This window comes from Enteractinococcus helveticum, assembly GCF_020742345.1.
GTDB lineage: Bacteria > Actinomycetota > Actinomycetes > Actinomycetales > Micrococcaceae > Yaniella > Yaniella helvetica_A.
On record NZ_DYXC01000070.1, the window covers coordinates 1 to 25,509 of the forward strand.

Consider the following 25,509-nt stretch of genomic DNA (forward strand, 5'->3'; position numbering starts at 1 on the left):
TCCGCGGCGAATCCTACCGCGTGAAAAACGCCCTGATGAAATAACCCCTTATCGCCACTTTGGCAGGTTTTCCTGCCAAAGTGGCCGGATTCTTATCGCGTTAATGGCCGACTTCTAGTTGACAAAACACAGGCAACAACAATGAGTGCAGCTTGAGTCAAGCCACCTGGGAGTATGAGTAGCATTGGCTCCATGCCATACAGCCTAGAGCTTTGAAACATTATTCTCGATAAACGAGTCGCTCCAGTCCTTCGATCTCGATTGCGCCACCGACTACGTGACGCGATGGATTCCTCTACTTGCCCGAAGCAGCGGGACGACTTCATCGATTTAGCCAACAAGTCCAGCGGCTCATCGTTCTTAGCCGGCAGGTACAGCAAAAGGTAACGGACAACGCATTCAGACACATATTTGTACTAGTTGTACTAGTTGAGCTAGCGTGGATTTATGTTCATTAAGACTGATCCTCGCGATTCGCGGCCGGTGTATATCCAGATCGCGGAACAAATCGTAGCGCAAATCGACTCGGGTGACATCGGCGATGGTGAGCGACTTCCTTCTGCCGTTGAACTGGCAAAGTCACTTGACCTCAATCGCAATACAGTCTTGCAAGCCTACCGGCATGTACGGGAACTCGGGTATCTAGATCTGCGACGTGGTCGCGGAGCGATAGCTTGTGCTCCAGGGTCAGAGACAGATGTGCTCCAATCAGCCCTTAACCTGGTTATTCGGCTCGCCAAGGATCGCGGGATATCGCTCAGTTCCATCACAAATCTACTTGCCCGAGGAGGGCTGACTTGAGTTACCAGAAACGATATATTCTGACCACGCTGGCTCCCCTGCTAACACTAGTTGCCGGAGCCACCTTGTGGGCAGCACTATCCGTGCCGCTAGTTCCCGATCCGATGGCTATCCATTTCGACAGCAATTTCTTACCAGACGGATACCTCGCCCCAACGACAAGTATCGTGCTGTTTACCAGTATGAACCTGCTACTTCTGATAATCTTCACCGTTCTGGCGCGTAATGGAATGTGGCACGGTATAACAGGCCGCGTCATCGTGGGCTCATCAGGATTTAGTAGCGGGATGCTCTCGGTACTACAAATAGAGCTTTTCAGGTTACAACGTGGTCTCACTGATGCTACTCAAGCCACGTTACCGGCCACTTCATTTTGGTTTATCTTGCTTCTGGCAGCTGTCATCGGCGTACTTTTGACATATCTGGTTCAACCGGTACCACAGCCTGAAAAATCGAGTAAACCCGCTGCCAACCCTGGTATACCGCATCAGGGTAAGGCGGTGTGGCTTCGTTCAGAGTCGATGCACTTCGGCGTTCAGTTAGTCCTAGTCATAGCAGTGATGACGGCGTTGGTTTGCCTCATTATTACCCCCAACTGGGCAATCGGGCTGACAACCGTAATAACAGTCACAATAGCACTGTCTACATGGGGATGGCGCTATCGCATTGATAATCAGGGATTCAGTTACCGTTCATATCTTGGATTTCCACGTGGGCATATCCCACATCAATCCATAGCCTCAGCAGAATCTATCCATGTGAAGGCTGCCAACTGGGGTGGTTGGGGATGGCGTTTGAACGGGTCGGGAACCGGCTTCATCACAAAGAGTGGTCCTGGTGTGCGTATCATGCGTACCAATGGTCGTGTCCTGGAAATCACCAGTGACGACGCTCCAACGGCTGCCGGTTTACTCAAACACTATGTCTCTCAGACGACCACCAAAGAGAATTCATAACAGCAACCCCAATTAGCTGAAGTATAGGTGCATCAGTGAATCCATCAGTTGCGACGAGTCGCACCCCTAAAAACAAGATCTCGATTGTAATCTTCCTCGGCTTGGCATACCTGCTGTCATGGCTGATTGCGCTCCCATTATGGTTGGCAGACGGATTGCGTTCACCGGCGGCGGTGCCCCTCATGGTCGCTATGATGTTTGTGCCGACTGTAGCTGCCGTGATCGTTGTGTTCTTCGTTGAGAAACCTAAACAGAAGGGGCGAGCCTTAGGTTTAGTGCCGCTGAAACCCGCTGGACGGCTCATCGTCTACTTGGTGGTCGCATTGTTGCTTCCCATTATTCTGTGCATAGTGGCGCTGGTCGTGGGATCTGTTCTGGGCTTGTTTCCTTCAGATTTCACGAATTTTGGCGGATTCCAACAGATCACAGAAATGCAGTTGGCACAGTTAGGTATCTCGGAACTCCCTGCACCCGTTGGAGTGCTTGTGGCTGGGCAGTTTCTCAATGTTCTCATCGCAGCGCTATTTATCAACATTCTCCCAGCACTGGGCGAAGAAATCGGTTGGCGCGGTTGGCTCCTACCTAAACTTTTACGCCTAGGGCCTTGGCCAACAATCGTGCTCTCCGGCGCCATCTGGGGATTGTGGCACGCACCAGTTATTCTGCTGGGACATAACTATCCGGGTACACCGGGGTGGCTGGCGTTATTAGCGATGGTTGGGTTCTGCACCGTTATTGGTGGCATTTTCAGCTGGCTTCGCCTTCGGAGCGGATCAGTCTGGCCTGCAGCTTTAGCCCACAGTAGTCTCAATGCATCGGCGACGCTTTATGTTGTTTTCGTGGCGGAGAATGGTGTATATAATCCCTTGCAGGCCAATATTACGGGATGGAGCGGATGGATCATTCCCGCCATTCTGCTGGTTGTCATCGTCAGCCTAGGAAAGTTCACACCACTTACAAATAGCATTAAGAAGAGCGAGACGAACCGGACGTCTCATCAGAAAACGTAGATCAGTTGCCCATACACTCCAATCAGCCAGGCGCGAGGACCATTAGGTAACCTGTGTGATGATGATCTGTATGGGGTACCGACTGTTAGAGGACTTTTTCGCCTAGGTGTCCTTCGCGTGCCAGCGCCGTCATACGTGAGACGGTACGGAAGTATTTTTTCATATACCCGCCTGCCATCATGTCTTCGGTAAAGAGTTGTTCAAATGGCACACCCGAAGCCACCACTGGAACATCTTTATCGTAGAGGCGATCAGCCAGCACAACGAATCGTAGTGCCATGGCTTGTTCAGTAATGGTGGTGACATTACTCAGCACCAAGACATCAATATCTTTGACAAGTTCACGATATCGAGACGGATGAACGCGAGAGAGGTTTTTTGTCAAAGCAGCCCAGTCGTCGACTGCGAAGACTTTTTCGTCTGGGAAGTTTTCTTTTGCAGTCTGAACTTCTGCACCCACTGGAACCGGTTCCGGAGCGCGTTCTAGGCCGCGGTGCCGGAAGTCTTCGCCGTCGACGCGAATCGTTTCAAATTGATCAGCCAGAACTTGAATTTCGCGTTTGAAGTCTTGGGCAGCAAAGCGACCTTCCCCAAGTGCACCGGGTAGGGTATTCGATGTCGCTGCGAGTTTGACTCCAGCATCGGATAGCTCGCGCATCAACCGGGACATCAACACGGTGTCGCCGGGGTCATCGAGTTCAAACTCATCGATGCACACCAGGGTGTATTCCTTTAAGACCTCTACAGTGGTGGTGAAGCTTAGCGCTCCCACCAGGTTGGTGTATTCCACAAAGGTGCCAAAGGCTTTTCGCCCCGGCGCTGCGTGCCACAGCGACGCCAGCAAGTGAGTCTTGCCGACCCCAAAGCCACCGTCGAGATAGAGCCCGTTGGGTTGTCCGTTGCCATTTTTTCCATTGGCCTTTTTAGCATCACGACGGAATATCGAAAATAGACCACCTGCTTTTTTGGGTGCTTTCATGGAAGCGGCGAAGGCGCTAAGGCGTTCTACAGCCCCGGCTTGGGATGGGTATGCTGAGTCTGGAATATAGGTATCGAAGGATACCTCACCGAAGCGATATGACGGATGAAACCCTGCCAGAAGTTCTTCGGAAGAAACCTGTGGGTTCCGCTCCGATAGAGCGACGATTTCTGTCACGTTGATTCCCATCCTTGATTATTGCAACGGTGCGACCATCAGAGCACTCGGCTGACCTTTACATCCTAAAACGCCCCAGAATCGCGGGCGCACTATTACTTTCACAGCGTGCATAGAAGTACTAGTGTGACGAGAGCCGTGGCAATTAACACACAAGCTTGTATCCTTAATCTTCAAATACGTCTCACTTGCTGACGGTCACCCGCTACGAAAGGTACATCCCTTCATGACTACAACAGTCCCCGTGGAACATTCCGACTACGCGCACCCGGAAAAACTAGTCTCAACCCAATGGGTCGCCGAGAACAAGGACAATCCAAATGTTGTTGTACTCGAGTCGAATGAAGACACCCTGCTGTATTCCACCGGGCATATCCCAGGTGCAGTTAAAGTCGACTGGCATACCGAGCTCAATGACCCGGTAACCCGTGACTTTATTGGTGCCGAAGCGTTCGCCAAAATGGCTGCATCAAAAGGCATCAGCCGTGATACCACAGTTATTTTTTATGGCGATAAGTCCAACTGGTGGGCCGCCTATGCGCTGTGGGTTTTCACCCTCTACGGTCACAAAGACGTTCGCCTGATGAACGGTGGCCGCGATAAATGGATCGCTGAAGGTCGCGAAATCACCCGTGATATTCCAGAGATTACTGAAGGTGTCTACCCTGTTGTTGAGCGCGATGACCACACGGAGCGTGCTGACAAAGCCCAGGTTCTGGACAGCATCGGCCAGGTACCACTGATTGATGTGCGGTCCAACCCTGAATACACCGGTGAGACCACCCACATGGCTGGTTACCCACAGGAAGGGACGCTGCGTGGCGGTCACATTCCTACTGCCCAATCTGTTCCATGGGCAACTGCTGCCAACGAAGATGGCACATTCAAATCCCGTGAAGAACTATTGAGTCTCTACGCGGAGGATGCCAATTTGGGCAAATCGGATAACGTAATTGCCTATTGCCGCATTGGTGAGCGTTCAGCTCACACCTGGTTTGTTCTGCGCTACCTGTTGGGCTACGAATCCGTACGCAACTATGACGGCTCGTGGACCGAATGGGGCAACAGCGTGGGCGTGCCAATCGTCGTTGGTGCTGAACCGGGTCAAGCACCAAACTAACTGATGGACAGTCTTCGCCGGTATCGGAGGCCTTCCGATACCGGCGAAATATTTTCGGACTGATCCGCGTTAGACTAGAGTGCGGATCTTTTCCACAGAAAGGCTTTCATTGACTGTTAAAACCCCACAGGTTCTGCAGGAAATCATCGAAGATTTCCAGGATATGCACGAACAAGAACGTCTTGAACTGCTTTTGGAGTTCTCGGATAACCTTCCAGAACCGCCAGAACGCTATGCCGGTCACGAAGACGAAATGGAACAGGTCATTGAATGCCAGACTCCCCTGTTCTTAGCTCTAGAATTCTCTGATGACCCAGACCCAGAGGTCACGATTATTATTTCCGCGCCGCCTGAAGCCCCAACCACTCGTGGCTTCGCCGGGGTCTTAGTTGAAGGACTCTCCGGTCAATCAGCCTCCGTCATTCTTGACGTCCCCGATGACATGCCAAATCAGCTAGGTCTCACGAGGGCTCTAACCCCACTGCGACTGCGTGGAATGACCGCGCTACTTGGTCGTATCAAGCGCAATATCACCAGCCGTCAGGTATGAGTACCGCAGCACGGACTGCCTCGCCAGCCCTGCAACTGCTCCTCGAGACAGGCATCTGGCATCGGGTATATACCTATGATCACAAAGTTTCCGATCAAGGCTTCGGATACGAGGCGGCCGAAAAGCTTCAGATTGCACCTGAGCGTATCTATAAGACGCTGCTGGTGGAATCTTCTGAACGTGAGCTAGCCAATGCTGTCGTAGCAGTTGCCGATATGTTAAATCTGAAGCGTCTGGCCGCAGCGCTTGGCACCAAGCGGGTAGAGATGGCAAATCCAAACGTGGCGCAGCAAAAAACGGGGTATGTGCTCGGTGGTATTTCACCACTAGGCCAAAAAACTCAGCTGCCGATCGTGGTGGATGCATCCGTTGAGCCTCATGACACCATCTGGATTTCCGGTGGACGCCGCGGTCTTTCAATCGAAATACGTGCTGATGATTTTCTAAGGATCACGTCGGCGACCGTAGCTGACATCAGTCGATAGGTGTTCTTTAGCCTCGCATGCCGGTGGCTTGACCACGCGTCGCGGTTAGTGACTCTGCGATCGCATTTTCAACTGCTTGCATCGCCTCAGCAATTGCTGGCTCCTGCTGGGCTGCTTCGGCATGAAACGCCTCAAGGCGTTCTTTGACCATTTTATTCTGTAGCCCAGGGAATAATCTTGTCAGGACATCCGTGGAGTACAGCAGTTGCACCAGTGGCCAGGTGCTGGCATCAAGCGCGGTGTCACGACCAAGCAACGTGGCACGCATGCGCACATACATATCCATCCGACCATAGGATTCATCTGGTATGTAGCGTGTGCGTGGCAGGAGACCCAAGAACCGTTTTGTCATGACCGTGATGTCACCGCGAGTTTGCAAGGATTCAAGAATGGCATCCATAAGCGATGGTCGTGAGAACCGATTAATCCATTGCTCGGCGTCTTGGTTTTCGGGTGCATCTTTCATGATCTGCAACACGGAGGCCAGGGGCTCTTCTAAGACAACATCGGCTGCCGATTTCACAATCACCAAATCCCGGGTGACGTACAGGCAGCCTCGACGTGCAAGATCTGTCAGGACGGCACCTGCGATACCAACCCGAACAGTGTGTGTTTGGGTCAGCAGTTTGCCATGCTGATCAAGACACGCCAGCAGATAGTACTCCGCGATATTTAGTGGTCGATTTTTCGTGCCCTGTGTTTCCGACATCATGTCTCTATTGTCTCGATTTTTCTGGCTGACGGTGGGAACTGCGACGTACCGATGAAGCGTGTCACGCCTCACGCTCATTCACTGTTCGAGCTTGTTGTTCTCGAAAACGGTGGGCTCCACTTTCCCAAGCGTCTGCGATGATTTGTCGCATATCCCCGATGGTTCCGGTGACGTTTTTTGTTTGGGCAATAATTGGCAAGAAGTTACCGTCGCCACCCCAACGCGGCACGATATGTTGATGTAAGTGCACGGCAATCCCTGCTCCCCCGGCGTTGCCCTGATTCATACCGAGGTTGAATCCAGCAGCGTTTGATACATCGCGTAGCACTTCCATACCAATCTGGGTCAGCTGTGCGAACTCGGCGGTTTCCTCAACTGTCAGATCAGTGTAATCCGGGATGTGCCGGTATGGGCAGACCAGTAAGTGCCCGGGATTATAGGGATATAAGTTCATCACCACGTAACAGGTGATCCCCCGGGTCACGATCAGTGACGTCTCGTCGTCACGCTGCGGTGCAGCACAAAACGGGCAGGACGCCTCATCGGTGACCTGACCTTGTCCTTTGGACACGTAGGCCAACCGATGAGGGGTCCATAGCCGTTGGAAGGCATCTGGCGTACCTGCTAATGCAAAATCATCGGTGAACTCTGCATCACGATCTGCATCGCGGTTCGCCATAACGAATTACACCTGCTGACGCTGCTCGACCGCTGAGACAATGCGTTCAATGGCCTCATCTACCGGGACACCATTGTCTTGTGAACCGTCACGGAAGCGGAAGGATACAGCGTTTGCCTCGGCGTCTTCGCCACCTGCAATCAGCACGAATGGTGCTTTGTGTTTGGCTGCGGTGCGGATTTTTTTCGGGAACCGGTCAGTGGAATCATCCACGCGGGCACGAATACCACGCGCCTTGAGCCTGTCCACAATGTCAAAGAGGTAGTCGTTGAATGCTTCGGCAACCGGAATAGCAATCACCTGTTCGGGTGCTAGCCATGCCGGAAACGCCCCGGCATAGTGTTCGGTGAGCACACCCATGAAGCGTTCGATGGAGCCAAATAGTGCACGGTGAATCATGACTGGACGTTGGCGGGTGCCATCAGCGGCCTGGTATTCCAGATCGAAACGTTCTGGCAAGTTGAAGTCCAATTGAATGGTCGACATTTGCCAGGTACGGCCCAACGCATCACGAGCCTGGACCGAGATTTTTGGTCCATAGAATGCGGCACCGCCTGGATCATCAACGAGTTCAAGTTTGGATTCTTCGGCTACCTCCGCCAGGACGCGGGTTGCGTTGTCCCAGACTTCCTCACTGCCAACATATTTTTCTGGATCGCGGGTCGATAATTCAAGGTAGAAATCATCGAGACCGTAGTCTTTGAGCAGATCCAGGATGAAGTTTAGGGTGTTGGTCAGCTCATCTTTCATCTGGTCTTCAGTGCAGTAAATGTGCGCGTCGTCCTGAGTCATGCCGCGCACGCGAGTCAGACCGTGGACCACACCGGATTTCTCATACCGGTAGACGGACCCGAACTCGAACATCCGCAATGGTAGTTCGCGGTAGGAGCGGCCACGGGATGCAAAGATCAGGTTGTGCATTGGGCAGTTCATGGGCTTCAGATAGTAATCTGCTCCGGCCCGGGTGACTTCACCGGTTTCTTCATCACGGATTTCGTCGATGTGCATCGGTGGGAACATGCCGTCGGCATACCATTCCAGGTGACCTGAGGTTTCATACAGGTTCTGTTTGGTGATGTGCGGGGTGTAGACGAACTCGTAGCCGGCTTCTTCGTGACGACGGCGTGAGTAGTCTTCCATTTCCTTGCGGATGATCCCACCCTTGGGATGAAAGACGGGCAGGCCTGAGCCCAGTTTATCTGGGAAGGAGAACAGGTCCATTTCGGCCCCGAGCTTGCGGTGGTCACGGCGTTCTGCTTCGGCGATGCGTTCCTGGTAGGCGACCAGATCGTCTTTGGATGCCCATGCGGTACCGTAGATGCGCTGTAGCTGCGGGTTGTTTTCGGATCCCAACCAATAAGCTCCAGCGGCACGGGTCAGTGAGAAACCGTTGGCGATGAGTTTGGTTGATGGGATGTGCGGTCCGCGGCAGAGGTCGTACCAGACGACGTTGCCTTTGCGATCAAGGTTGTCGTAAATGGTGATCTCGCCGGCACCGATTTCCACGGCAGCCCCTTCGGCGGCGGCTTCTTCGTCATGTTGACGGTCGAGCAGCTGTAATTTATACGGCTCATTGGCGAGCTCTTCACGGGCCTGGGCCTCGTCCACGGCGCGTCGATTAAATGTCTGACCTGCCTTGACGATGCGCATCATGCGCTTTTGGATCTCTTTGAGGTCGTCAGGGGTGAAGGGTTCATCGACGTCAAAGTCATAGTAGAAGCCGTCTTCAATGAACGGCCCGATGCCCAGTTTGGCTTCTGGGTGAAGTTCTTGGACAGCCTGTGCGAGGACGTGTGCGGTTGAGTGACGCAGGACTTCCAGTCCCTCTTGGTCAGTAATGTCGACGCGTTCAACGGTGGCACCGGCTGGGATGACGCGGAATAAATCCTGTAAGACGCCATCGACCTTCATCACTACCGTAGTTTTTTCCTCCGCAAACAGGTCATTGCCTGTGGTTCCTTCAGCGACCTGGGTAGTTTGGTCGTCTACGGTAATGGTTATTTCTTTAGGTTCGGCCACGTGCCAGTTCCTCCTTGTGTCAGGCTGTGAATTCGGTGGCATACTGGACCACCGATAAGCCACCCGCCATTCTATCTGCTTGGCAGGTTGTTTGCAGGTGGCTCGCGGCGATGTGCTTAGTCGGTTTGGATATCCACAACAAGACGGACCGGGTCTTGCAGAATGGTCACGGCATATGGGCGTTGCTCATCGAGTCCAATGAAGTAGTTTGAGGTCGCTTCAAAGGGCGGGAACACGACCACGCTCTGGGCTGCGGTGGTATTCAGATCCGTGATCGGGTCGTTGACCTGCATGAGTTCATCGACATCCATATCGTCAACGCTAGCGGTACCTGACCAGATGATTTCCAGTACGGCGTCTTGATCAATGCCTAAGTCAGCACCTGAGCCGGGGGCCATGGGCTCATCGGTGTAGCGCACCAGCATGCTGGGGGTACCGGTTCCGGCGTGTTCGATGACAATACGTTCGAAGCCGTCGTGAACCGCTGAGCGCATCGCTACCGGATACACGCCTTTGGCATCGCCGAAATCAGGCCAGTTGTCTGATTCATAGCTATCCGTGCTGAACTCTCCCACCGGTTGGGCGCCGGGTTCAGACTGCTGTTGGGTTGGTTCTGACGGTTGTTGGGTTGGTGAAGCTTGTGGACTTGAAGTCGCCGAAGCATCCGGTGGTGTGGCATCGGGGTGCTCAGAGGTACTGCAACCTGTGGCGGTCAATCCGAGGATACATGTTGCGAAAACAACACGCAGTATGACGGTGGGTGTACGGTGATATTTCATGTTGGGCTCCGCCTTGGTCAAGCATGAGTTGCGATGGATTAATGATATCCCAGCACCCGTGCACCAGTACCGGTATTCTGTGGTTTTCCTAGTTGGCTTTGATGCCGAATAGGTGGTAGTGGGGTGTTGCGAGTAAACCAGTTGGCCCAGTGGTCGCGTTCGGTATCGAAGTAGTCGGGATCCGGTAGCGACGTCGGGTCGTGCATATCCCAGGCTCGTATGGCTTGTAGTGTGATACCGCGTGCCCCGGTGCGCCGGGTTGTGCCTTCAATTAACAGCATGCGTGCCGAGAATAGGATATCGCCGGTGGCGTGTTGGGCTTGGGCGAAAAATGACGTGTCGATCACCCCGGCGCCGTCGTCGATGGAAATAAAGACGACGCGGTCTCCGGAGCGCATCGGTGGGGTTTGGGTTGCCACCCGCACACCTGCTACCAGCACCCGAGTGTTGTTGCGTAACGTGATCAGCTGATCTGCCGGGGTGGTGCCCAGGGCTTGGAGATACGGTTTATGGGATTGCATTAAATGCCCGGTGGTATCGATTGCGGTCAGGTCCAGTTCGGTGCGGATTTTTTGTTCCTTGCTGGGTTCCGGGAACAGTGCGGGGAGGGTGTCTAGTTCGGTGTCGCCGAGACTGAAGGCTTGTTGGCCATCGATTTGTGGGCTGCCGGTGCGCAGGGTGCGTCCGGTGCGATCGCGTTTGGTCGGTGAGTGTAAAAATTCTAGGTGGTGGACGACGTCGGTGCGGCTGATGCCGGTTTCGGGAAAGATACTATCGAGGGCGCCCAGTTGAGCGAGGTTTTCGAGACTCTTTTTGCTCAGGCGTGCCCGGTCGCGCACATCGGCCAGGCTGTCAAAGGGTTGGGCGCGTTCGATGCGTTGTTTTTCTTTCTGTGTCAGACCTAACACGGTTTCCAAAGATAGTCGGATCCCCCACGGGTGCCGCGAGGTGTTATTGGTTTCGGCAAGGCGTTCTAAACGCATGTTGGTGGTGGAAGTATTAATATCGACCGGTAAAATTTCGATGCCCATGCGACGGGCTTCGGCAACCATGAGTCGTTGCGGATACATGCCCGGATCGTGTTCCAGCACCGCGGCCATAAACGCTGCCGGATAGTGGGTTTTTAGCCAGGCGGATTCAAATGTTGGGATGGCAAAGGCCGCCCCGTGGGCCTTGCAAAAACCAAATGATCCGAAGGCGGCCAAGGTATCCCAGACTTCGTCGATGACATCGATATCCCAGCCATTGGCCATGGCTTTGGCACGAAAGTACGTTTCGACGTCGTCTTGGGTTTCAGAGCCCAACCTGCGGCGAAACTCATCGGCCTTTGCCAATCCACACTGAGTCATTTCGTCAAAGATGCGCAACAGTTGTTCGTGAAAGACGGTGACGCCGTGGGTTTCTTCCAGGATGGGTTTCAGTTTTGGGTGCGGGTAGCGGGCTGGGGCCAGTTGGTGTCGGTAATCTAAGAATGGTCGGACCATATCGGATTTCATGGGTCCGGGTCGAAATAGTGAGATGTCGATGATCAGATCGTTAATGGATTCGGGTTCTAATTTGCCAATGAGTTCACGCTGGCCGGGCGATTCGATTTGGAAACATCCCAGAGTGTGGGTGGATTGGATCATCGCATAGGTGTCTGGGTCATCATGGGCAATGTTTTCCAGGTTGATGGATTCTCCGGTGGTGCGTTGGATCTCTTGTTGTGCATAGGCGATGGTGGATTGCATTCGCACGCCCAGCACATCGAGTTTCAGCATGCCCATTGGGTCCATATCGTGTTTATCAAATTGACTCATGGCAAGGCCCATGCCGGAAGCCTCGACCGGGGTCCGGTCCAATAGGGTTTGATCGCCCAGAATCACCCCGCAGGGGTGCATGGAAATGTGGCGTGGTAACCGGTCGAGTCGTTCGGTCAGATCTACTAATAGATCCAGTTGCTGGTTGCCGGCTTTGCGGTTGGTGTGCACTTGGGCGGCGAAAGTTTGTAATTCTGGCATGTGTTCCAGGGCTTGACGAAAATCGGAAGCCGAGAATCGCCAGAGTTTTTTGGCCAGCTGATCGACTTGTTCGCGTTCTAGTCCTAGTGCTCGTCCGGCGTCACGCACCGCGCCACGAACCCGGTAGCCGTTTTGCATGCTCATCAACGTGGTGCGTTCGGCACCGAAACGGTCAAAAATAGCGTGATAGATCTCGTGTCGACGGGCAGATTCGACGTCGATATCAATATCCGGCAGTGTGGAGCGGTCCTGCGATAAGAACCGTTCAAAGATCAGGTTGTGCTCGATAGGGTCGACATGCGAGATTCGCAGGGCGTAGTTCACTAACGACGACGCCCCGGAGCCGCGGGCAGAGACTCGCACGTTGCGGTCTTCAATCATCGCCACGACCTCGGCCACGGTCAGAAAATAACTGGAAAAACCTAGATCTTGGATGATGCCCAGTTCGTGATCCAGTTGACGGTGGATCCGGTTGTAGAGTCCCCCGCCCGGTTCCAGGTGGCCAAAGCGTAATGCTAATCCGGCTCGGGCGCGCTGGGTGAGCACGGTGGCCGGGTCGCCATCGATACCGATGATGTCGAATTCGGGCACTCGGGGTTGTCCCCACCCCAGATCCTGAGCCGGGTCCAGCGCGCAGGTTTCGGCCAGTTGTTGGGTGGTCTCAAGCAGTTGCCGGGCCGCTGCGGTGCCCAGGCCGGCTTCGTACGTGATTTCCTGGGCCAGGGCGCGCATGGTCTTAGCGGTTTTCAACCAGCCCTGCCCGTTGGGTTGGATATCGGTGAGTTTATCTAGACTCGATAAGGCGCGAGCGGCGTCAACGACGTCGGCGGTGGCGGCCCCGTCCGGAGTCGCGTACCGGACCGCATTGGTTAACACCGCATCCAGACCCAGCTCTGCGCTGGCTCGCAACATGCGCACGGCGTGGGAGGTTGCGAGCCGCTCGGTGGGGAGCGACAGGTGGGAGACAATTTCCACGTGTGCGCTGGCTGCGGGCAGGACCTGTTTCCACAATTTCAGTCGTGCCCGACCCGCAGTGTATTTGCGCTGGGTCATCAACCCGCCGACGTCAGATTCTGGTCCCAACAACACGTGGAGCACAGGTTTGGGGCCGGCAGCTTTGGCCAGCTGGGAGACCAGAATATAAGGGCGCTTATCGCCGGTGAGTTGGGTGTGGGCGCACGAGATGAGCCGCACCAGCGACTGATACCCGGCCCCGAGGTTGCGGGCTTGACCGTACCCCACGTTGGCGGCGCTGGCTGCCAGGATCGTGACCCGCCCGGCGGGTAATGGGTTGCCATCCACGGTGTATTTTGGGTCCCACATGACCGCAAGATTCACCCCGACCACCGGGGCAATGCCGTGGGCAATGCAGCCTTTGAGGTGTTTGACCATCCCATAGAGCCCGTCTCGATCCGTGCAGCCCAGTATCTGGGCGCCATCAGCCACCGCGACCTCGACGAGTTCCTCGGGCCAGGAAACCCCGAAGTGTGCCGAGTACGCGGTGGTGACGTTGAGATGGGCAAAAGACGGCGCCATAGTTTAGGCGGCTTCTTCTAACCGTAACGCGTCGTGAACCTGGACCAGACGCCAGCGGCCAGATTCAATGTGGTGAGAAATATCCAGGGTCAACATCGGAGCATTGGCGGCTCGGGTGAGGCTGACCTGGACACGCCACACCTGATAATCCACCAGGCCGGGGCCGTGGCCCAGCGCGGCGCGGTATTCTTCGGCCCACCAGCGACGTCGTACGTACCAGCGTTGTGGTTGGGCCTTAACCGTATAGGACCGGCCCCCGTAATTCAGGTGCAGCGGGATGCCCGCGGTGGTGCAGGTGACTTCAACGGCTTGTGTGAGTGTGCCCATAAAAATTCCCCTTCTGATCAGCGGCGTCAGTGCCAAACGGTTCTTCGCGTTTTCAGCATAAAAATCTGCGCGGACACGATAAGCGAATCTGTCGCCGGTGCATGGCAGCATTCATAATGGGGAAGATGACCAACACTGCTTTTGACGCCGTATTGACCAAGCTGCTGGATTCGCCTCGGTTGACCGGATTGACGGTGAAATCAGGCCGAATCCTCACGACCGTACAACAATTAAAACAAGATGGCACCGGCTATGTCAGCCAGCTGTGGGATGTGACCGACACACCAGTGCAACTGACATACGCAGATGACTCCGTGAGTGCTGTTGAACAAGCCGACGACGGCCAGGTGTTCTTTTTATCCTCGCGCACTGCACCAGCAAATAACCCCGATGCCCCATCAGAAGCCGGGGCAAAACTCTGGGTATTACCGCCCGTGGGCGAACCCCGGGTGGTTGCCCAGCGGACCTGGGGTTTTACCGGTCTGAAAGTTGCTGGCACCAAACTGGTGGTCACCATGCAGTGGCACAGCGGTGCCACGACCCATGAGCAGCACGAAGAACTGGCTGCCACACGCGGTGACGCCAAGGTCACCGGCGTGCTGTACTCCACATTTCCTACCCGCTACTGGGATCAAGACCTACCGGCCGGCCGCACGGTCTTTGGCATTGCACCCATCCCTAAACCCGGCCAGCACCCCGAGTTTATTCGGGTGAATCTGCCACCCGGGCGCTTAGTGAACTGGCAGCTGGATGCCACGGCAACCTTCGCACTGGTGACCATGTCCCAGCACCGCGGCAATACCCCTGACGACGTGGAAACCCAGGTGATCTATCGGGTGGATTTCATCACCGGACAGGCCATCGAACTGTTGGCCTCCACCCCGCAACGCGAATATAGCGCCGGGGCTATCAGCCCGGATGGCACGCGCGCCGTGGTCGGTATCAGCACACCGTGGCGCGAGGGCACCAACCTGGCGGTCACCGCTGGTCTGCTGGAATTATCATCCGGGCAGGTGCGACCGTTATGGCCACAACTGGATCGCTGGGTCACCCCCGAGTGGTTGACTCCCACGTATCTGGTGGCCGCGTGTGATGACGAGGGTGCCGGCGCGATCTATATTGGCCACCGCGAGGAACAGCTCCCAACCCGCCTAACCGCACCGGTGGATACCTGGCAGCCGCACAACGCCCTGGATACCGCCCGAGCCTATGACGCCGTGACCACAGATGCCGATACTAATACTGACGACGACGCCACCGTATATGCCATCGCCTCGGGTATTGCCACCAGCCCGCAACTGGTGCGGTTTTCGTTCAGCCCGGCAGCACCAGTCGTAACCGATCCGGTGATCATAGCCACCGCCGCGGACGCCCTGGACTCCCCCGGTCGATTGAAGACACTGAGCACCACCGCCCAAGACGGCACGATGGTGCGTTCCTGGTTGCGCCTGCCCGACGGCGACGGCCCGTTTCCACTACTGGTCATGGTGCACGGCGGACCCTGGGGGTCCTGGAATACCTGGACCTACCGGTGGAATCCCGACCCGTTTGTGGCCGCCGGTTATGCGGTGCTGCTGCCTGATCCGGCAATTTCCACCGGGTACGGCCAGCACATGATCGACCGAGGCAATCAGCAACTGGGCGGTACCCCGTTTACTGACCTAATGGCGCTGATCGACGCCGCCGAGGCACGCCAGGACATCGACGCAACCAAAACCGCCCTGGCCGGTGGCTCCTACGGCGGGTATATGGCCAACTGGGTTGCCGGGCACACCGGTGACCGATTCCGGTGCATCATCACCCACGCCTCCCTGTGGGATACCACCGCGATGGGCCAAACCACCGATAACGCAGTCTGGGACCGGGCAATGACCCCGCAGTCCCAGTACTCACCGCACGTACACGCCCGCGATATCGCCGTCCCCATGCTGGTGATCCACGGGGATAAGGACTACCGGGTGCCAATCGGCCAAGCCCAACAGCTATGGCATGCCCTGCACACGGTCACCCCGCCAATTACCAACGACGACGGCGCCACCGCCCACCGGTACCTCTACTTCCCAGATGAGGGGCACTGGATCTTAAGCCGTGGCAATGCCGAAGCCTGGTATCGAGTGTTCTGCAACTTCCTGGATGTCCACGTCCATGGCGCAGCCGAGCAGCTGCCGCCGCAATTGGGCTAGACCCCAGCTGGGTCAGACCAGGGTGTCTTGGCCGCCAGTGGGATCAAAGGGTTCGATGAGTTCTGGGCCGTTGTTTCGCACTGATCCGACGGCCGGATTCACCGGATACATTTCCCATTGGCTGGCCACCTCATATGCCTGGGCGACGACGGCGTCGACGAACTGGGAGGCTTCCTCTTTGGAGACCTCACCTGCGCCCAGCCACTGGTCCATCATCTGGCGGCTCATCGGCAATGGCAGCCGGTCGTGCAGGGCCGACAGGTTGTTGAGGATCTCAGGTTGATCGCCAGGTTGCGGGGATGGTCCGGTCAGGATCGTCGTCGAGAGCACCCACGGGGCATCATCCTGGGCGGCCGGGTCCTTCCACCACTCATAGAGGCCGGCAAAAAAGATTGGCGAACCGTCCTTGGGGCGTACAAAATATGGTTGCTTACGCTCGCCTTTGGTTTCCGGAGCCAACCATTCGTAATACCCATCCACCGGGACGGCAGCGCGGCGGGCTTTCACAGCTGAGCGGAACGAGGGCTTATCAACGACGGACTCGGCACGGGCGTTAAAGGTGCGCTGGCCAAAGGACAGATCTTTGGCCCAGATCGGCACCAAACCCCAGCGTGCCATATACAGGTTGCGTTGCCACGGTGTCAAGGGATCTTTTGGATCTTGGAAATGCTCCACTAACACCGGCACGTCTTTGGTCGGGGTCACATTATAATCTGGGTGCAGCTCTTCGAAATGCACCTCATCGGCCCCCGTGGCTGCCATCAGATCACCGATTGCTCTGGCCATCACATATCGTCCACACATACTTCCAGTATGCCAGTCCCAACGAGCGAACACGATGCCTCGATCTGACCCAAGTGACAAGCCGAGCCATTAGCAATCGCCTTATACATCAGCGTGTTGTCAACCATGGTCAACTTCCAAATGAATATGGTCAAATAGTGTGTGACTGCCCACGCTTGTTCGTGGGCGCAACTGTGATTTCAAGGAGAGATGAATGGCATATAAGGTTCAGGCCGCCATCGTGCGAGCCAAAGATGCCCCCGTGACTATCGAAACGATCATCGTGCCCAAACCTGGCCCCGGTGAGGTAGTTGTCGATGTGTCCACCTGCGGTGTCTGCCACACCGACTACCTATATATCGAAGGTGGGGTGGGCGATAATTATCCGTACCTGCTGGGACATGAATCCACCGCCGTGGTGTCCGAGATCGGTGAGGGCGTCACCAACGTGAAGGTCGGTGACAAGGTCATCTTGAACTGGCGTGCGGTGTGTGGTGAATGCCGGGCCTGTAAGAAAGGCCAGCTGCAGTACTGCTTTGCCACCCATAACGCCACCCAGAAAATGACCCTGGAAGACGGCACCGAATTAGAAGCCGCCCTGGGTATTGGCTCCTTTGCCGAAAAAACGCTGGTCGCTGCCGGACAGTGCACCAAGATTGATGCCGATCTGGATGATCACCAGGATGCCGCCGTTGGCCTGCTGGGCTGTGGTGTCATGGCTGGCATTGGGGCGGCCATCAACACCGGTGAACTGAAACGCGGTGAATCCGCCGCCATCATTGGCTGTGGTGGTGTCGGCATGGCGGCTATTCAGGGCGCCAAGCTGGCTGGTGCGACCAAGATTATCGCCGTGGATATTGACGACGCCAAACTGGAACAGGCCAAGACCCTGGGCGCAACCCACACGGTGAACTCCAAACAGGTCGATGCCGTGGAGACCATTCGCGAACTGACCGATGGTTTCGGTGCCGATCTGGTGGTCGAAGCCGTGGGCCACCCAGAAACCTATAAGCAGGCCTTCTACGCCCGCGACCTCGCCGGCCGCGTGGTACTGGTGGGCGTACCGCACCCAGATATGAAACTTGAGCTACCATTTGCAGATGTGTTCAGCCGCGGTGGCTCCCTGAAGTCCTCCTGGTACGGCGACACCCTGCCATCACGCGACTTCCCAATGTTGGTTGAACAATACCTGCTGGGTAGGCTAGATCTGGATGCATTCGTGACCGAGCGCATCACAATCAACGACATCAATGAAGCTTTTGACAAGATGAACGCCGGCAAAGTCCTGCGCTCAGTAGTCGAACTGTAAGTGTTTTAGCTTCTACACGCTAGCGGCGCCGAACAGCAACTTGAGTTCGGCGCCGCTGTTGTGTTCTCAAAGAAGATTTCAGCCCAAGTCTGTGCCCAAAGATCAACAGGGACGTGCAAGACGTACTGATTGCGTGTTGTGGCGGGCAATCTACTCATGAGGATAAACGCGCTTTGGCACGCACTAAGGAACAGGTCCAGGGAGATGATTCCCCACATCAACAACAGCAGGAAAGCCATGGCGAAAACTAGTCTGTTTGCAGGTGCATTTTCGGTTCCACCAGGAGATTGCCCACTCCCCTAGATGACAAGAAACTCCCCTGATGGTGATTTTCCAACCGACTGCCGCCATCACCAGAAGCGGCAGCGTGGTGACCACAATAAGGAAGACGGTTGGGCCCATTTCAAGACCCACCCACATCAAGGCAATTTCTATCCAAGCGACCGTGGGCACCGCGTTGAATAAAGCCTTCACAGGACTTACTGTGAAGCGAAGGGTGGGCTCAGCCCGATGACTACAGCCAAGACAAACCCCGCACAGCTAGGCCACGATGTCCTCATGCACACTACTGTAAAGCGCACACTGGTCGATATCATCCAAGCTGACGATCTTTTCGGTGACGGCTGGCAATCGCCACGCATTGCTTCGTATAACGGTCCAGACGAACGGTCTATCATCGCGGCAACTAGCGGCAGTGCCCTCTACTTTGCACCAGCAAAACTCGCGATGAGACAATCTAGTGTTTCGCTCTGCCCATCATGCGACAGAAAGTCTGGCAGTCGCTGCAAACGAAACAGGAACGCCAACATACGAAAATCGAATGCTACACATCACCGTTCACTTCGTAAACGTCTTGGCTCCTACCTACTCACCGAAGCTTTGCGGCATCAGCAGACAACCTTCGTCCTGCCAATATCCCGCACCACACTGGTCGAATACCTGCATGTCGATCGTGCCGCGCTGTCTCGCGAATTATCTTCCATGCGCGATGACGGACTCATCGACTACTGGAGATATGCCCTCAACATTCAAAACCTTTCTGACGCCGAAGTGTTCCCAAAGTAGGTGTCAGGCGATTTCAACCGGTTGTCTTCATGCTATATCCCAGTCCGTTGGGTAATTCGCAGCAAAATGCCCGACGGATCTCTGCAAAAATCTACCCAACCAAGCGTGTTTCCGTGCGTCTCATATCTTTGGCCGGGAGCACCAGATCACCAAAGTGTTATCGAATATTCCATTGGCCGAGTGTGAATGTTTGTTGGCTGTAACGAACATGCCGCCCAAGGCCTGGTCTTATAGGAGGGTTTGGGCTTGCTCTGACTGTGGGATCACGGTGACAAAATAATGTCTTCCATCTGGGTCAGAAATTCTTGCAGCACCGGTCCGTTCGTTTGAGCCCCGGCCAACCTTTCGTGGAAGTACAGCGACGCCTAGAGATCACTATGGCGCATTGATGGATCAGTCCTCCTGCGGAATCCAACAACAAATAGGACAGCACGAGTGGAGCATTGTCCGATGGGGATATGTCAGCAAGTTGCCATAACGCGAGCACTTCTGAAACAAGCCCGTCATCCTGATTTTTGATGAAATTACCTCGGCGTTCGACACTCCTACCGAAGTACAAATCGCAGAGACCATTCGCACGCTTCCTTGTACTACGATCGGAGTTTCTCACCATGACGCAGAGTGAATTTGGCAACCGACGGAACGGAATAAGCCTGGCGCCAAGGTGTGAATATCGAGCCGTTTCAGCCAGTCCTGTCACGAGAAGGATTTTTCCTCCATCAGCAGGTTCGTCGAACCGTACTGAGCTCGGGGGAACAACACCTCATCCATCCTGAGCCTCGTATGATTGAGTTTAAATTTTGACGGTAATGCCACGCCATTATTTTCCTGAACACCTGCTCTTGAGATGGCCCACTCGGGAAGACTTGAGATGACCACAAAAGCCCAAAAATTTAGTTCCAGCCCCTGAGTCCATCCGAGACGCAATTATGCTTCGGCACAGTTACTCCGGTGAATCACCGTCGCTTCTGTACCGCACCATTTGGCAACGATTGCATACCGAGATCTAATGCCCCAAGGGGTTCATCCTTTAACCACAGAGCCAATGACTCTACGATGCGGTGACGCACTGCTGGGATTGACCCATGAAACCCTTTCGGTGAAACAATGAATCGTGAATCCGGTACCGACTTCGCCAGTGTAGCGGCCGTAACCTGAAAGTAATCAGCACTGCGCTCTCCGGTAATCAGACATGTTCGGGCGGGCAAATTTGCGAAATCTGAAGCTTTGGCCTCTTCCTGAAATGCAGCCGTAAGCTCAGCCACTCCGGCTGGAAAAATGCTGCGTGTAGTGTTTCGCAATCCGGTGCGCATGGATAGGGCCAACACTCCTGCTAACATCCACGTCGGCGCGCGCGACAAGGTTCGTGACATACCCAAGTGTCGCTCAACCAACGCCATTGCGCGACCCAAACGGCCATTTTCAAAATAGTTCTTAAACTTCGGCAGCCATGACGTGTCAAAAGAACCATCGACGTTAATAGCTGGATCATAGACCGTGGTGGTTGCCGGCGTCAGGTCGCGCAACGACACATCAGGTGTTTCGCATAACATTCGAACAGCGTGCAGGACGATTGCCCCGCCCAGAGAATGCCCCACAAGATGATGTGCCTGGGAGCTACGTAACGCAGCAGCAACATCATAGATTTCTGTGTCCAGTGAATAATCCTCATCGACGGGCGAAGATTGTCCCTTACCCCGCCGATCATAGACATAAATCCCCCAGTCATCGCCCAGTTGCTTGGCAAGAGCAGTTGCGAAGGGAGCGTACACGAGGGCGGGTAGAAATGCGCCACACACCAAGACTACGCGCTGCCGTGGAGGAGCCTCAGCCGACCCGAAAAGATAGCTTTTGAGGTGCGCTCCATCACAAGAATCCCAATTAAAGCTTGCTAACGGTTTCACCGCTACCCTGTCTTCTCGACGAACAATCAACGTCCACAACTTTACCCTCTTGCAGCGACATCGCGGCGCAGCTGGCGACATCTTTCTGAGTGCATGGCGGCTATTCTGCCTTGCCCACAGCGAAGTAATAACTTGCCCATCAAACGACTACGTTGCCCTCGGTTTTTTACGAAAGTGGCAGTAACAAAAAATCATTCGAATACAGCCGATGTAGCAAGCACAATCACGCGACGTCGCGTTCAGCTGGGATTGATTAGGCAACTCTTACGCCGTCGTACGATCGAAGCTTTCGGTTAATGAACTTTTCCCGCAGCTCTGCTTTGCAGCCCCCTGTGCAATTCTTCTAGAACATTGCGTTGTTTGATCATCGATATGTCGTCATGCCGCTTTCCTCCAAAGAACTTGTCTCTGGTTCGAGGAAACCATAAGGGTTTCGATCGAGAGCCAGAAGTTAAGGGGCTCACAGAATGCAGAGTGTGGTGTCACGCATTTCTGACGATGCGCCCTCCACTGCTGAGTCATCACCTGAAGCATTCAACGCACCGTTCATGGATGGTTGTCGACACGTCCCTCGGGAACTATTGACGAGTACTCGTGTGCCCAAAGCAGAGCACAATTCAGTATTAACTTTCGTCGCTAACGTAAAGCATCGCTTTTGCCAGTGACTTTAGCCTCACACCCTTGATTACAACACATGTATGTGATGTAAATAGATATGGGTGCCCTTAGAAAGCACGGTGGTGTGACAGGGCATTCGATAGAGAAAAGTAGGTGTATCTTGACTCGAACAAGTAAACTAACCGAAGTTCAGCAACTCGCCGAATTTGTCGAACGTGCTGACGTGACCGATATGAGCGCGGATGCTGTAAGACAACTGAAGATTCGCATCTTGGACACTTTAGGGGTAGCGATTGGCGCCCTGAAAGCCGAACCAATGATTGCAATTCGTAAGCTGATTGATGATCTCGGTGGCGCTCCAAAAGCCACATTAATTGGTGGTGGCAAGACCTCACCTGAGCGGGCAGCCTTTTATAATTCAGCGCTAAGTCGCTATTTGGATTTCATGGATTCCTATTTAGCACCGGGCGAGACCAACCACCCTTCAGATAATTTCGGTGCTGTGTTAGCAGCTGCTGAAGCTCGCGAGGCAGACGGTTCTTCCTTGCTTTCTGCCTTGGCAGTTGCCTATCAGGTGCATACCAGGTTGTCAGATGTCGCCCCGGTTCGGGCAAAAGGTTTTGACCACACAACCCAGGGCGCTTATGCGGCAGCCGCCGCGGCATCGAAAGCGTTCGGTTTACCTCCGGAGCAGACCGCCAATGCTATAGCGATCGCCGGCACCGCAAATAATGCCCTACGAGTAACCCGTACAGGAGATTTGAGCCACTGGAAGGGCCTAGCATACCCGCATGTTTCTAAAGAAGGCATGTGGAGCGTACTGTTAGCGTCCCGTGGAATGACCGGACCTGCTGAAGTCTTTGAAGGTAATAAGGGTTTCAAGGAGTCCATCGCTGGCGACTTTGAATTGGACTGGTCTACAGAGGATCTTGAAAAAGTTACAGCGACGATTGTCAAGAAACATAATGCCGAGATTCATTCACAATCGGCTCTGGATGCCGCGTTAGATATTCGCAGCAGGGATGGTTTCGACGTCGAAGCGATCACAGGAATTAAGCTCAAGACATTCGACGTGGCATATTCCATCATTGGTGGCGGAGAAGAAGGTGACAAGCTATCTATTCGGACGAAAGAAGAAGCTGACCATTCACTCCCTTGGATGCTGGCTGCCATCTTATTGGACGGTGAATTGAACCCAGCTCAATACGATCCTCAACGCATTATTGCCGACGACGTGCAATCTTTGATGCACAAAATTGAAATCGTTCCTGATGCCCAACTCAGCGCCCAATTCCCTGACAAGATGCCAGCAGATCTAAGTGTCACATTCGGTGACGGGACAGTCATGAATTCATTCAAAGATTCCTATGAAGGGTTCCATGATAATCCGCTGACGTGGGAAGCCGCACGCCGAAAATTCGATCGCCTCACAGCCCCGTTCGCCAACGAACAGCTTCGCGATCAAATAGCTCAAACCGTGGAGAGCCTCGAAAAACACAATGTAACTGATCTCACGAGCTTATTAGCCCAAGTGGGACACGACCAATAATTTCGTAGAGAAATGCGATCAGTAGACAATCAGCAAAAATCATCATCCGTTGAAAGGAATACGATGAGTAACGCAATTGACCACAACGTATCATTTAATTTTGTTCCACGAGCATACCGACCACAAAAACCCCGTACTTTCGGTATTACCGAAATTCGAGCACCACACTACTTTGCTTATGGAACACGCCACATGCAGGACGTCTTTGATATTGCAGGACAATGGATTGATGGCATCAAATGGGCCGGCGGATCCTTCGCGCTGGCACCAACAGAACAAGTCCGAGCAATCAACAACATTGCACACGAAAATGGCGCCTATGTTTCTTCTGGAGGATGGATTGAAACAATCCTCCGCTATGGCGATGACGCTGTTGACCAATACCTCAAAGAAGCCAAAGAAGTTGGTTTCGACGTCATTGAAATTTCCACCGGGTTCATTATGCTTCCGACCTCAGGTTTACAACGCCTGGTAGAAAAAGTTATCAAAGCCGGATTAAAAGCAAAACCTGAACTCGGTATTCAAATCGGTTCCGGTGGCGACTCCGCCGAAGAAGAACTTGCAGCAGAAGACTCCAAAGACATTGGAGACCTCATAGACCGCGGAAAGAAATCCCTTGAAGCCGGGGCGGATATCATCATGATCGAGTCCGAAGGCATCACGGAAAACGTCAAAAACTGGAATACTGGTGCAGCTGCCTCGATCATGAACGGCCTAGGTATCGAAAACGTCATGTTTGAAGCTGCCGACCCACTGGTATTTGAGTGGTATCTCAAAAATTACGGTAATGAAGTCAACCTTTTCGTGGACCATTCGCAGATCTTACAACTTGAAGGTATGCGTCAAAATATTTGGGGCAATAAGGGCACCTGGGGCCGAATTATCAACCCTGGATATTAATTCATTACACATAAACACATAAACAAGCAGGTAGCGCTTACCCTTCCACTCACACGATTCGGAGGGTAAGCGCTGCATTTGATCCGTAAATCGTTCAGGGACCCCCAAAACAGTGAAAGCGATTCAAGAATTTCCAGTTATAGGCAAGACGATGGCAGTTGACGTCGTGCACCTGAGACACCGCCTCGATTATCGTTTTCACTTCACGTGTCGTGGCACCTTCAGTCAGTTATACAGGTGAGCTAGGCTTAAACTCGTTGTGTTGGATTCGGAATGCAACACAATAAACGATATGAATGTAGCCTTCGACAAAATAAGCGTCGCCTAGTTCGACGTTTAATGGTGGAGTTTTAATGGCCAAGATTGAAAATATTGTAACCTCAGGAACTTTCTCGCTCGACGGCGGAACCTGGGATGTCGACAACAACGTTTACATCGTCGGTGACGATCAGAATGTCATTGTCATCGACCCAGCGCACGACGTTGATAAGGTCAGTGAAGCAATCGGGGGTCGCAACGTGTCAGCAATCTTGCTGACCCACGGACACGACGATCACATTTCCGAAGTCATCAAACTACGTGACATCGTTGATGCTCCAGTACTCATTAACAAAGAAGACAAAATGCTCTGGGACGCTACCCACCCAGACGAGCAGCCTGATGGGTATATCAACGATGGCGATGAATTTACCATCGCCGGGGTAACGCTCACAGCGATCCATACCCCAGGCCACTCCCCTGGTTGTGTTGTCTTCCATGCTCCAGAGCTGGAAGGTGGGGTCCTATTTTCCGGGGACACCCTGTTCAACGGCGGTCCTGGAGCAACCGGACGTTCGTACTCGGATTTCGATACCATTATCGAATCCATTACCAACAAGATCTTCACCCTGCCCGATCACACCAAGGTGTTGACCGGTCACGGTGACTCCACGGTGATCGGTGACGAAAAACCACACCTGGATGAATGGATCGCTCGCGGACACTAAACCGCGCTGCAACCATTCTGGGCTCCACAATCTATTGCGATTGTGGAGCCCAGAATGGTTTTAATACGGTGCTTATGCGTCA

22 protein-coding genes are annotated in these 25,509 nt (G+C 54.1%); 12 read left to right on the forward strand and 10 right to left on the reverse strand.

All coding sequences use genetic code 11. From position 1 onward, the window contains the following. The first annotated feature begins 447 nt into the window (after nt 1-447). Genes K8V32_RS05760 through K8V32_RS05770 form a run of 3 tightly spaced genes read left to right on the forward strand, consistent with a single transcriptional unit; the run spans nt 448 to nt 2,767 of the window. Nucleotides 448-801, forward strand: coding sequence for a GntR family transcriptional regulator (locus K8V32_RS05760; protein ID WP_303904264.1), 354 nt, complete (start codon nt 448-450; stop codon nt 799-801). Further along, on the forward strand, nt 798-1,757 hold the full coding sequence (locus tag K8V32_RS05765) for a hypothetical protein (RefSeq protein WP_303904267.1): 960 nt from the start codon (nt 798-800) through the stop codon (nt 1,755-1,757). The genes K8V32_RS05760 and K8V32_RS05765 overlap by 4 nt, the downstream gene beginning before the upstream one ends. 35 nt (nt 1,758-1,792) lie before the next feature. Continuing rightward, complete coding sequence (locus K8V32_RS05770; RefSeq protein WP_303904270.1) at nt 1,793-2,767, forward strand: CPBP family intramembrane glutamic endopeptidase; 975 nt, start codon at nt 1,793-1,795, stop codon at nt 2,765-2,767. A gap of 85 nt (nt 2,768-2,852) precedes the next feature. On the opposite strand, the gene zapE is transcribed toward K8V32_RS05770, so the two are convergent. Beyond that, nucleotides 2,853-3,923: a cell division protein ZapE gene (zapE, locus tag K8V32_RS05775; protein WP_303904273.1), complete on the reverse strand. Its 1,071-nt coding sequence runs from the start codon at nt 3,921-3,923 to the stop codon at nt 2,853-2,855. A gap of 226 nt (nt 3,924-4,149) precedes the next feature. On the opposite strand from zapE, the gene K8V32_RS05780 reads away from it, so the two are divergent. The 3 genes from K8V32_RS05780 to ybaK all read left to right on the forward strand — a co-directional run bounded on the left by K8V32_RS05780 (nt 4,150) and on the right by ybaK (nt 6,078). Then, nucleotides 4,150-5,043 (forward strand): sulfurtransferase, encoded by an 894-nt coding sequence (locus K8V32_RS05780; protein WP_303904276.1) that lies wholly within the window; start codon nt 4,150-4,152, stop codon nt 5,041-5,043. Nucleotides 5,044-5,152: 109 nt separating this feature from the next. Further along, complete coding sequence (locus K8V32_RS05785) at nt 5,153-5,593, forward strand: SufE family protein (RefSeq protein WP_303904279.1); 441 nt, start codon at nt 5,153-5,155, stop codon at nt 5,591-5,593. After that, nucleotides 5,590-6,078, forward strand: a complete 489-nt coding sequence (gene ybaK, locus K8V32_RS05790) for a Cys-tRNA(Pro) deacylase (protein ID WP_303904282.1) — start codon at nt 5,590-5,592, stop codon at nt 6,076-6,078. Before K8V32_RS05785 ends, ybaK begins: the two co-directional genes overlap by 4 nt. Before the next feature lie 7 nt (nt 6,079-6,085). Here ybaK and K8V32_RS05795 read toward each other — a convergent pair whose 3' ends face one another. From K8V32_RS05795 to K8V32_RS05820, 6 genes are all read right to left on the reverse strand, one after another. Continuing rightward, nucleotides 6,086-6,790 carry a GOLPH3/VPS74 family protein gene (locus K8V32_RS05795; RefSeq protein WP_303904286.1) on the reverse strand — a complete coding sequence of 235 codons (705 nt, stop codon included), beginning with the start codon at nt 6,788-6,790 and terminating at the stop codon, nt 6,086-6,088. A 61-nt stretch (nt 6,791-6,851) separates the two neighbouring features. After that, entirely contained in the window at nt 6,852-7,469 is a 618-nt protein-coding gene (locus K8V32_RS05800) for an HIT family protein (RefSeq protein ID WP_303904289.1), read from the reverse strand. Nucleotides 7,470-7,475: 6 nt separating this feature from the next. Next, nucleotides 7,476-9,488 (reverse strand): threonine--tRNA ligase, encoded by a 2,013-nt coding sequence (thrS, locus tag K8V32_RS05805; protein ID WP_303904292.1) that lies wholly within the window; start codon nt 9,486-9,488, stop codon nt 7,476-7,478. 116 nt (nt 9,489-9,604) lie between these two features. Then, nucleotides 9,605-10,267, reverse strand: a complete 663-nt coding sequence (locus tag K8V32_RS05810; RefSeq protein WP_303904295.1) for an AMIN-like domain-containing (lipo)protein — start codon at nt 10,265-10,267, stop codon at nt 9,605-9,607. Nucleotides 10,268-10,305: 38 nt separating this feature from the next. After that, nucleotides 10,306-13,803, reverse strand: a complete 3,498-nt coding sequence (locus K8V32_RS05815) for a DNA polymerase III subunit alpha (protein WP_303904299.1) — start codon at nt 13,801-13,803, stop codon at nt 10,306-10,308. A 3-nt stretch (nt 13,804-13,806) separates the two neighbouring features. Then, entirely contained in the window at nt 13,807-14,130 is a 324-nt protein-coding gene (locus tag K8V32_RS05820) for a DUF6504 family protein (RefSeq protein ID WP_303904301.1), read from the reverse strand. A gap of 125 nt (nt 14,131-14,255) precedes the next feature. Between K8V32_RS05820 and K8V32_RS05825 the strand changes: the two genes are divergently transcribed. Then, a complete protein-coding gene (locus K8V32_RS05825; RefSeq protein ID WP_303904303.1) occupies nt 14,256-16,313 on the forward strand; it encodes an alpha/beta hydrolase family protein in 2,058 nt (685 codons plus the stop codon). A 12-nt stretch (nt 16,314-16,325) separates the two neighbouring features. On the opposite strand, the gene K8V32_RS05830 is transcribed toward K8V32_RS05825, so the two are convergent. Next, on the reverse strand, nt 16,326-17,117 hold the full coding sequence (locus K8V32_RS05830; protein ID WP_303904308.1) for an SOS response-associated peptidase: 792 nt from the start codon (nt 17,115-17,117) through the stop codon (nt 16,326-16,328). Nucleotides 17,118-17,310: 193 nt separating this feature from the next. Between K8V32_RS05830 and K8V32_RS05835 the strand changes: the two genes are divergently transcribed. Continuing rightward, nucleotides 17,311-18,405, forward strand: coding sequence for an S-(hydroxymethyl)mycothiol dehydrogenase (locus K8V32_RS05835; RefSeq protein WP_303904313.1), 1,095 nt, complete (start codon nt 17,311-17,313; stop codon nt 18,403-18,405). A 183-nt stretch (nt 18,406-18,588) separates the two neighbouring features. Here K8V32_RS05835 and K8V32_RS05840 read toward each other — a convergent pair whose 3' ends face one another. Beyond that, the gene (locus K8V32_RS05840; protein ID WP_303904316.1) at nt 18,589-18,879 is read right to left on the reverse strand and encodes a hypothetical protein; all 291 of its coding nucleotides are present in this window, start codon (nt 18,877-18,879) and stop codon (nt 18,589-18,591) included. An 84-nt stretch (nt 18,880-18,963) separates the two neighbouring features. Between K8V32_RS05840 and K8V32_RS05845 the strand changes: the two genes are divergently transcribed. Then, on the forward strand, nt 18,964-19,470 hold the full coding sequence (locus tag K8V32_RS05845) for a helix-turn-helix domain-containing protein (RefSeq protein ID WP_303904319.1): 507 nt from the start codon (nt 18,964-18,966) through the stop codon (nt 19,468-19,470). Nucleotides 19,471-20,426: 956 nt separating this feature from the next. Here the strand turns inward: K8V32_RS05845 and K8V32_RS05850 are convergent. Beyond that, a complete protein-coding gene (locus tag K8V32_RS05850) occupies nt 20,427-21,455 on the reverse strand; it encodes an alpha/beta hydrolase (protein WP_303904321.1) in 1,029 nt (342 codons plus the stop codon). A 697-nt stretch (nt 21,456-22,152) separates the two neighbouring features. Between K8V32_RS05850 and K8V32_RS05855 the strand changes: the two genes are divergently transcribed. The 3 genes from K8V32_RS05855 (at nt 22,153) to K8V32_RS05865 (ending at nt 25,427) form a co-directional block, all read left to right on the forward strand. Further along, nucleotides 22,153-23,541, forward strand: coding sequence for an MmgE/PrpD family protein (locus tag K8V32_RS05855; protein ID WP_303904323.1), 1,389 nt, complete (start codon nt 22,153-22,155; stop codon nt 23,539-23,541). A gap of 63 nt (nt 23,542-23,604) precedes the next feature. Next, complete coding sequence (locus K8V32_RS05860) at nt 23,605-24,441, forward strand: phosphosulfolactate synthase (RefSeq protein ID WP_303904325.1); 837 nt, start codon at nt 23,605-23,607, stop codon at nt 24,439-24,441. A 353-nt stretch (nt 24,442-24,794) separates the two neighbouring features. Further along, nucleotides 24,795-25,427 (forward strand): MBL fold metallo-hydrolase, encoded by a 633-nt coding sequence (locus K8V32_RS05865; protein WP_303904328.1) that lies wholly within the window; start codon nt 24,795-24,797, stop codon nt 25,425-25,427. Nucleotides 25,428-25,509: the final 82 nt, after the last annotated feature.

What these genes read in the sequence shown, in the direction of transcription:
- K8V32_RS05795 (WP_303904286.1), bottom strand. Translation starts at nt 6,790, where the DNA reads ATGATGTCGGAAACACAGGGCACGAAAAATCGACCACTAAATATCGCG.
- K8V32_RS05760 (WP_303904264.1), top strand. Translation starts at nt 448, where the DNA reads ATGTTCATTAAGACTGATCCTCGCGATTCGCGGCCGGTGTATATCCAG.
- K8V32_RS05810 (WP_303904295.1), bottom strand. Translation starts at nt 10,267, where the DNA reads ATGAAATATCACCGTACACCCACCGTCATACTGCGTGTTGTTTTCGCA.
- K8V32_RS05830 (WP_303904308.1), bottom strand. Translation starts at nt 17,117, where the DNA reads ATGTGTGGACGATATGTGATGGCCAGAGCAATCGGTGATCTGATGGCA.
- K8V32_RS05825 (WP_303904303.1), top strand. Translation starts at nt 14,256, where the DNA reads ATGACCAACACTGCTTTTGACGCCGTATTGACCAAGCTGCTGGATTCG.
- ybaK (WP_303904282.1), top strand. Translation starts at nt 5,590, where the DNA reads ATGAGTACCGCAGCACGGACTGCCTCGCCAGCCCTGCAACTGCTCCTC.
- K8V32_RS05800 (WP_303904289.1), bottom strand. Translation starts at nt 7,469, where the DNA reads ATGGCGAACCGCGATGCAGATCGTGATGCAGAGTTCACCGATGATTTT.
- K8V32_RS05845 (WP_303904319.1), top strand. Translation starts at nt 18,964, where the DNA reads ATGCACACTACTGTAAAGCGCACACTGGTCGATATCATCCAAGCTGAC.
- K8V32_RS05865 (WP_303904328.1), top strand. Translation starts at nt 24,795, where the DNA reads ATGGCCAAGATTGAAAATATTGTAACCTCAGGAACTTTCTCGCTCGAC.
- K8V32_RS05850 (WP_303904321.1), bottom strand. Translation starts at nt 21,455, where the DNA reads ATGTCGCCAGCTGCGCCGCGATGTCGCTGCAAGAGGGTAAAGTTGTGG.
- K8V32_RS05860 (WP_303904325.1), top strand. Translation starts at nt 23,605, where the DNA reads ATGAGTAACGCAATTGACCACAACGTATCATTTAATTTTGTTCCACGA.
- K8V32_RS05780 (WP_303904276.1), top strand. Translation starts at nt 4,150, where the DNA reads ATGACTACAACAGTCCCCGTGGAACATTCCGACTACGCGCACCCGGAA.
- K8V32_RS05815 (WP_303904299.1), bottom strand. Translation starts at nt 13,803, where the DNA reads ATGGCGCCGTCTTTTGCCCATCTCAACGTCACCACCGCGTACTCGGCA.
- K8V32_RS05820 (WP_303904301.1), bottom strand. Translation starts at nt 14,130, where the DNA reads ATGGGCACACTCACACAAGCCGTTGAAGTCACCTGCACCACCGCGGGC.
- K8V32_RS05835 (WP_303904313.1), top strand. Translation starts at nt 17,311, where the DNA reads ATGGCATATAAGGTTCAGGCCGCCATCGTGCGAGCCAAAGATGCCCCC.